Raw genomic sequence first — 7,178 nt, forward strand, 5'->3', positions numbered from 1 at the left:
CAGAGAGGGGTATTGTTGCGCGAGTCCCCTCTGTAAGCGTTAAGCGCTGCGGGACGCGCCAGGGTATGGGCCGCGCAATTTCATCTCCCGGCTTGGGCGGTCACACCATCACGGCGGTCACGGAAGGGGCGCTGCTTTTGGGGTCGCTCTGGAATCCCTGCACCAACAGGACGAAGTCGCCGGGGTCGGCCAGGGACTGTTCCTGCGCCAGGCGCCGGGTCAGTGCCACCGCGTCCGCTGTCTCCTCAGGCTCGATCTCCAGCGGAATGATGCCCCAGTGCAGCACCATCTGCCGCCGCACTTGCGCGTCGCCGGCGATGGCGAGTATCGGCGCCGCCGGGCGGACGGCGCTCATGGTGGCGGCGGACATGCCGGTGCGCGACAGGACCACGATGGCATGAACCTTCAGGTCCCGGGCCAGCATGGCGGTGATGTGGGCGATGGCGTCGCCGATGCGCGCCCGTTCGCCGGGGGCGACCAGGAAGGGGTTGTCCACGTCCCCCTGGCGCCACAGATGGGCCTCCGTTTGGCGGGCGATGCGGTCCATGATCCGCACCGCCTCCACGGGATATTCGCCGATGGCGGTTTCGCCGGAGAGCATGAGCGCGTCCGCGCCCTCGTTCACGGCGTGCGCGACATCGCTTACCTCGGCGCGCGTCGGGCGCGCACTGCGGATCATGGATTCCAGCATCTGGGTGGCGACGATCACCGATTTGCACTTGCGCCGCGCCCGGCGGATCAATTCGTTCTGGGCCATGGGCACCTGTTCCGGGAGCAGCTCTACGCCCAGGTCGCCGCGGGCGACCATGATTCCGTCGGCGCTGTCGAGGATGGAATCGGCGTTCTCCAGGGCCGGGGCGCGCTCGATCTTGGCGATGATGCCGGTCTTGCCGCCCTGTTTTCGCACCAGGGCGCGCAGTTGCTCTATGTCTTCCGCCCGTCTCACGAAGGAGAGGGCCAGGAAGTCCGCTCCGGCCTCCAGGGCGAAGCAGGCGTCTTCGCGGTCCTTTGCGGTGATGCAGGGCGCGGAGACCGTCGCTCCGGGAATGTTGATGCCGTTGTGATCGCGCAGTTCGCCGCCGCGCGTCACGGCGCATTCGATCTCGGTGCCGGAGACCGCGCGCACCTCGAGTTCCAGCAGGCCGTCTTTGAGCATGATGCGGCTGCCCGGCCGTACATCGGCGGCGAGACGCTGGTATTGCGATGGGATCAGGCCCGGTGCTCCGGTTACCTGGCGCGTGGTGACGGTTGCGCTCTCTCCTTCCCGCAGGCGGATGCCGCCGTCTCGAAAGGCGCCGGTGCGGATGCGCGGCCCGCAGAGATCGACCAGCACCGCTACCGTAGTGCCCCGGCGCGCCGCCGCCTCGCGAATGCGGCGGTAAGTGCGCCGGTGGAAGTCGCGGTCGCCGTGCGACATGTTGAGGCGAAAGACGGCAACCCCGGCCTCGATCAGCCGCTCCAGTGCCTTTGCGTCGCCGGTGGCGGGGCCGACGGTGGCGACGATTTTCGTGCGCCTGCGTTTCAGCAGGCTGAATTCGGTAGTAATGGGCATGGTCCCGTTTCTTTCGCGTCGGCGGCTCCGAGTCTCTCATTCATTGCGCCCGGCGCGCGCCCCGGGCGCCCGGAGGGCGGGAGGCCCTTGCCGCGCCCTGCGCCTTCGGGCATGGCGCTCAGAGCGCGCGACGGTCCGTAAAGGCGCGCGCCAGGGTGTGGGCGTCCAGATATTCCAGTTCGCCGCCCGCCGGCACGCCCTGGGCGATGCGGGTCGTGCGCACGCGCTGGCCGGCGATGCCGGCCAACATCTCGCGGATGTAGTGGGCAGTGGCCTCTCCCTCCACGGTGGCGTTGGTGGCGAGGATCACTTCCTCCACCGGTTCCTGCCGCACCCGTTCGGCCAGTGCCTCCAGGCCGAGTTCCGAGGGGCCCACCCCGTCCAGCGGCGACAGGTGTCCCATCAGCACGAAGTAACTGCCCCTATAGCCGGATTCCTCGATGACGGGGACGTCCGCGGGGCTTTCCACCACGCACAGCAGGGCCTGGTCGCGCTGGCCGCTGGAGCAGAGCGTGCAGTGCCGGGATTCGCTGAAACTGCGGCAGCGCTCGCAGTGGTTGATTTGTTTGGACGCCGCGGCCAGGGCCTCCGACAGGCGGCGGGCGCCCTCCCGGTTCCGTTGCAACAGGTGGTAGGCGATCCGCTGGGCGGACTTCTTGCCGATCCCCGGCATGCAGCACAGGGCCTCTACGAGTTCGGCGAGCAACGGTGAACCGGGCGCCATGGCTAGAAAGGCATGTTGTCCCGCGACGGCATCAAGCCGCCGGTCAGCGCGCCGAGCTTGTCCTTCAGGGAGCGGTCCAGGCGGCGCAGGGCGTCGTTGACCGCCGCCGCCACCAGGTCTTCCAGCATCTGCTTGTCTTCTTGCAGCAGTTGCTTCTCGATCTCCACCTTCTCCACCTCGCGCCTGCCGTTTATGGTTACCTTGACCATGCCGGTGCCCGACTCGCCCCGGACGGTGATTTGGCCCAGGTCCTTGCGGATCTTCTCGAACTGCTTGATGAAATTGCCAAAGCCTTCCATCATTGCTCCGTTTTTTTCGGTTCCCGCCGCGGCCGTATCGAGTCCGGCTGCAAGGTGGCCTCGAATGTCTCCTGCAACGAGCGCACGACGGGGTCCTGCCGGCATGCTTCCTCGGTCGCGTCTCCTCCCCGCTGCCGCGGCGGGTTGCCGTTGCCCGTTGCGGGCGCCGTGCCTTCTTTGCGAACTGCCGCGGGCGCGGTTTCGGGCGCCGCTTCCGCGATCTGCTCGATGCGCAGCCCCTTCAGGGGCGGGTCGGCGACTTTGATAATGGCCTGTTCCAGCCGTTGCCGGCGCCTTTCGCTGAGCAGGGCGGTGCCGCCGGCAGGCAGGTGCAGGATCAGGATGTCCTGCTGCCGCCCGCCGGGCGAGCAGTGCAGGGCAAGCTGTCGCACGCTGCCCTCAAGTCCGGCGCGCTCGATCAAGGCCAGCCATTCCGCGGCGGGTCCCGTAGCGGGCGCCTCCGGTACCGCTGGCGCCGTCGGCGCCGCTTGCGTTTGCGGCGCCGCTGGCGCCGTCGTGCCGGCCGGGGCTGCCGTGCCGGTCCGGGTCGTCGCGCCGGTCCCGGCCGGGACGGCGGCCGTCTCCGGCTCGGGCCGGAAGGCGAATATGCGGATCAGGCAGATCTCGAAGCCGGCGGCGGGGTCCGGGGCCAGGGCCAGGTCGCGGCGTCCGGTCAGTGCAATCTGGTACAGGAGCTGCGTCTCTTCCGGGGATATTTTGCCGGCAAAGGCGGCGGCGCGCTCCAGCTCCCGCTCTTTGCCTACCTCGGGCACGGCCTGGCAAACGGAGATCTCCTGCAACAGGCTCAGCAGCTCCGATAGCAGCGCGTCGAAGTCCGGCTGGTACCTGGCGATCCGCTGGCTCTGCCGCAGCAGGGCGGGGCCATCCCGGTCAATCGCCGCCGTCAGCAGGGCGTCCAACTCGGCGCCGGGGACGGTGCCGAGCATCTGCTGCACTTGTTTTTCCTGCAGCGCGCCGCCGCCGTCGGTGATGGCCTGGTCGAGGAGGCTGAGGGCATCGCGCAGGCTGCCGTCCGCGGCGACGGCCAGCAGCGGCAGCGAGGGCGCCTCGAAGGCGACCCCCTCCGCCTCCAGGATGCGGGCCAGCTGTCGCGCGATCTCGTCCCGGCCCAGGCGGCGCAAGCCGAATTGCATACAGCGGGACAGGATTGTGACCGGGATGCGCTTGGGCTCGGTCGTGGCCAAAAGGAACTTGACGTGCTCGGGCGGCTCTTCCAGCACCTTGAGCAGGGCGTTGAAACTGTGGTTGGAGAACATGTGCACCTCGTCAATCAGATACACCTTGTAGCGTCCGGCGACGGGGGCGTAAGGCACGTTCTCCATCAGTTCCCGGGTCTCTTCCACCTTGGCCCGCGAAGCGGCATCCACCTCGATGAGGTCTATGCAGCGGCCTGCGTCAATCTCGTTGCAGCTGCGGCATTCGCCGCAGGGCTGGGCGCTCAGCTTCGTCTCGCAATTGAGGCACTTGGCCAGGATGCGGGCCAAGGTCGTCTTGCCGACGCCGCGGGTACCGGTGAACAGGTAGGCGTGGTGCAGTTGTTCTTTGGCCAGCGAGTTGCGCAGGACGCGCAGAATATGCTCCTGGCCGACGACTTCGTCGAAGTTTTTCGGCCGCCACTTCCGTGCCAGTACCTGGTAACTCATTGCTTGGTGCCGCGCATGTCCGCGCCCGATCCCGATGCCGCGCCCGGCGTCGCGGGCGGGAGCGGCCTGGTATGCTTTTGACCGCCTTGCCCTTGTGCCGTGGCGCCTTGGCGCCATGGTATCATAATCGCCGGAAGGCGGCGGGGAGTGCCGCGGAGCGCGGCTTTTTTCGTGCCCCGCTTCGCTCCCTGTTTCGCCGCCGGCCCACCGACGCGATGCACGACCGCGATGCACGACAATCAGCAGTTGCCAGAATTGCCGGCCCGGCCCGGCCCGGCGGACGAAGCCTACCAGCGGCGCGCCCTGCGAGGCGTGTCCCGCACCTTTGCCCTGGTCATTCCTCAGTTGCCGCCGGACTTGGCGCGGGTGGTGGGCAACGCCTATCTGCTGTGCCGTATCGCCGACATCATCGAGGACGATGGCGCCCTGGCGGCTCCCGCCCGGCGGGAATTCGCCGAGCGCCTGATCGCCCTGGTCGGCGGCGCGGACGATGCCGCCGGCTTCGCCCGCGACCTCGGCGCCTGCATGTCGCCGGGCGCGCCCGCGGACGAGCGGGCCCTGATCGCGCATACCCCGGCGGTGCTGCGCATTACCGGCAGTTTCCCCCCGCCGCGGCGGCGCGCCCTGCGGCGCTGCATCGGCATCATGGCGCCCGGCATGGTGCGCTACCAAGCGCGCAAGGGGAGGCACGGTCTGGCCGATCTTGAGGCCATGAACGACTACTGCTACCACGTGGCGGGCGTGGTGGGCGAGATGCTCACCGAATTGTTCTGCCACCACTCCGAGGCGATCGCGCGCCACCGCGGGGAACTGATGCGCCTGTCCGTTTCCTTCGGCCAGGGTTTGCAGATGACCAACATCTTGAAGGACGTCTGGGAGGACTGGAAACGCGGCGCCTGCTGGTTGCCGTGCGCGGTCTTTCGCAAGGCAAGTTACGATCTGTCCCGGCTGCATCCCGGGGAGACGGAGGCCGGCTACCGCCGCGGGCTGGGTTGGCTGATTGGCTTGGCCCGGCAACACCTGGAGGACGCCCTGAGCTATACCCTGTTGATCCCGTCGCGGGAGCGGGGGATACGCCGGTTCTGCCTGTGGGCCCTGGGCATGGCGGTGCTGACCTTGCGCCGGATTGACGGCAATCGCAGCTTTTGCAGCGGCCAGGAGGTGAAGATCCCGCGCCGCGGCGTGTACGGCACGATGCTGGTGACCGGGGCGCTGGCCGGCAGCGACCGGGCCTTGCGGCGGCTCTTTGCCGCCGCCGCCCGCTCCCTGCCGTCGCCAGGGGAGGCGGAGGTTCTGTTCCCCGGCTCCGGTACGGCCGGCGCCAAGCCGTGAACCGCGGCGGGCCGTCACCGGCGGCGCTGCTGAGCGATCCCGGGCATTTCCTCGCCCTGGGGGCAGGGCTGGGGCTTAGCCCGGTCCTGCCGGGGACGCTGGGCAGCCTGTGGGCGTTGCCGCTGCACCTGTGGTTGCGTACCTGGACATGGTGGGGGCAGACGCTGGCGTTGGCGGCATTGTTCCTCGCCGGTATCTGGCTGTGCGGGCGCACGGCCGCCGCCCTGGGCCGCTCCGACCCGGGCGCCGTGGTTTGGGACGAGACGGTAGGCTGCCTGCTGGCGTTGGCTGCCGCCGGACCGGGGTGGTGGGAGCTGGGCGCCGCCTTCCTCCTGTTCCGCCTGTTCGACATCGTCAAGCCCTGGCCGATCCGTTGGCTGGAGCGGCGCCTGGCGGGCGGCCTGGGCATCATGTTGGACGATGTGGCCGCGGCCGCCGCCGCCGCCGCCTGCCTGGCGCTCTGGCGCTATTTCCCGGTCTGAGCCGCCCCGTTTCGGCGCGGCGGTAGTGGCGCGCCCGTCCGCCAGTTGTATATAATTCCCCAATAACAACAGGCCCCCATCCGGGGCGCGGTACGCGCAACTGTATGTACAACCGTATGGGAGCGGTTAAAGGAACCTGGGATGCGGATGCGAAAAACTTTTCTATTTTTCTTATTCATGCCGTCCGGGGCGTCGCGGTCTGCCCGCGCCCCTGCCCGCACAGTTTTGTCGCCCGTACTCGCGGCCCTGCTCGCGGCCCTTGCGTCGGCGGCGCCGACTGTCGCCGGCGCGGAACAGGTCTATAAGTACCTGGACCGCGGCGGGCGGGTCCTGTTCACGGATCGCCCGCCCCAGGACAAGGGGATGCGCCTGGCCGGGGTGTGGACCTGGAAGGGTTGGCGCCTGTCCCAGTGGGACGCCTCCCGCTGGCGCCGGAACCGCGCCCGTTTTCTGCGGCCGATCGATGACACGGCCCTGCAGCACGGGGTTTCCCGCGCCTTGCTGCACGCCGTGATTGATGCCGAATCGGGCTACGATCCGCATGCCGTTTCCTCTGCCGGCGCCGTCGGGCTGATGCAGTTGATGCCGTTGACGGCGCGACGCTACGGGGTCTCCGACCGTCGCGACCCGTTCCAGAACCTGCAGGGCGGCACCCGCTACCTGCGGGATCTCATCGCGCTCTTCGGCGGCGATCTGACGCTGGCGGTCGCCGCCTACAATGCCGGCGAGAACGCGGTGATCCGCTATGGGCGTACGGTGCCTCCGTACCGGGAGACCCAGCGGTACGTGGGCAAGGTGCTGGGCTCCTACCGCAAGTTGCGTCTGCAATATCCTGACCCGTTAGTCGGTAATCAGTAGTCAGCAGTCAGTCAGCTGCCGGCAAGCGCTTGCGGTCTGGCGGCCGCAAAGATGCGCCAGGCGGGCTGCCGAAACATTTCTGGATTCGCCCCCGCAATTCGAGGCCTCCGCTTGCCGCGGTTGCCGTTCCTCCGCGCAATGGTCTTGTGCCCCTGTTGCGCCCGCGGAGTATTGTGTCTCCGAATGAAGCCCCGGCCATTTTCCGAGCGCCAGGCGCCAATCGTTGGCGCCGCCCGCATCTGGTTGCGATCGGTGCCCCCAGCAGGG

The 7,178-nt window shown here is 68.6% G+C and carries 7 protein-coding genes; 3 read left to right on the forward strand and 4 right to left on the reverse strand.

The genetic code is table 11. From position 1 onward, the window contains the following. Positions 1-100: 100 nt before the first annotated feature. The 4 genes from pyk to dnaX form a co-directional block, all read right to left on the reverse strand. Positions 101-1,552: a pyruvate kinase gene (gene pyk, locus OXU43_04750; GenBank protein ID MDD9824459.1), complete on the reverse strand. Its 1,452-nt coding sequence runs from the start codon at positions 1,550-1,552 to the stop codon at positions 101-103. 118 nt (positions 1,553-1,670) lie between these two features. Then, positions 1,671-2,276: a recombination mediator RecR gene (recR, locus tag OXU43_04755; protein ID MDD9824460.1), complete on the reverse strand. Its 606-nt coding sequence runs from the start codon at positions 2,274-2,276 to the stop codon at positions 1,671-1,673. A gap of 2 nt (positions 2,277-2,278) precedes the next feature. Further along, positions 2,279-2,578 carry a YbaB/EbfC family nucleoid-associated protein gene (locus OXU43_04760; protein MDD9824461.1) on the reverse strand — a complete coding sequence of 100 codons (300 nt, stop codon included), beginning with the start codon at positions 2,576-2,578 and terminating at the stop codon, positions 2,279-2,281. After that, entirely contained in the window at positions 2,575-4,239 is a 1,665-nt protein-coding gene (gene dnaX, locus OXU43_04765; protein MDD9824462.1) for a DNA polymerase III subunit gamma/tau, read from the reverse strand. Before dnaX ends, OXU43_04760 begins: the two co-directional genes overlap by 4 nt. Before the next feature lie 228 nt (positions 4,240-4,467). Here dnaX and OXU43_04770 point away from each other — a divergent pair, with 228 nt between their 5' ends. The 3 genes from OXU43_04770 (at position 4,468) to OXU43_04780 (ending at position 6,911) form a co-directional block, all read left to right on the forward strand. Beyond that, positions 4,468-5,571: a squalene/phytoene synthase family protein gene (locus OXU43_04770; protein MDD9824463.1), complete on the forward strand. Its 1,104-nt coding sequence runs from the start codon at positions 4,468-4,470 to the stop codon at positions 5,569-5,571. Beyond that, positions 5,568-6,053 carry a phosphatidylglycerophosphatase A gene (locus OXU43_04775; protein ID MDD9824464.1) on the forward strand — a complete coding sequence of 162 codons (486 nt, stop codon included), beginning with the start codon at positions 5,568-5,570 and terminating at the stop codon, positions 6,051-6,053. The genes OXU43_04770 and OXU43_04775 overlap by 4 nt, the downstream gene beginning before the upstream one ends. Before the next feature lie 225 nt (positions 6,054-6,278). Continuing rightward, positions 6,279-6,911 (forward strand): lytic transglycosylase domain-containing protein, encoded by a 633-nt coding sequence (locus OXU43_04780; GenBank protein MDD9824465.1) that lies wholly within the window; start codon positions 6,279-6,281, stop codon positions 6,909-6,911. Positions 6,912-7,178: the final 267 nt, after the last annotated feature.

It is taken from the genome of Gammaproteobacteria bacterium (assembly GCA_028817255.1).
Taxonomy (GTDB): domain Bacteria; phylum Pseudomonadota; class Gammaproteobacteria; order Porifericomitales; family Porifericomitaceae; genus Porifericomes; species Porifericomes azotivorans.

Excerpts from the sequence above, each read along its gene's own strand:
- OXU43_04760 (MDD9824461.1), bottom strand. The coding sequence starts at position 2,578 with ATGATGGAAGGCTTTGGCAATTTCATCAAGCAGTTCGAGAAGATCCGC.
- OXU43_04770 (MDD9824463.1), top strand. The coding sequence starts at position 4,468 with ATGCACGACAATCAGCAGTTGCCAGAATTGCCGGCCCGGCCCGGCCCG.
- dnaX (MDD9824462.1), bottom strand. The coding sequence starts at position 4,239 with ATGAGTTACCAGGTACTGGCACGGAAGTGGCGGCCGAAAAACTTCGAC.
- pyk (MDD9824459.1), bottom strand. The coding sequence starts at position 1,552 with ATGCCCATTACTACCGAATTCAGCCTGCTGAAACGCAGGCGCACGAAA.
- recR (MDD9824460.1), bottom strand. The coding sequence starts at position 2,276 with ATGGCGCCCGGTTCACCGTTGCTCGCCGAACTCGTAGAGGCCCTGTGC.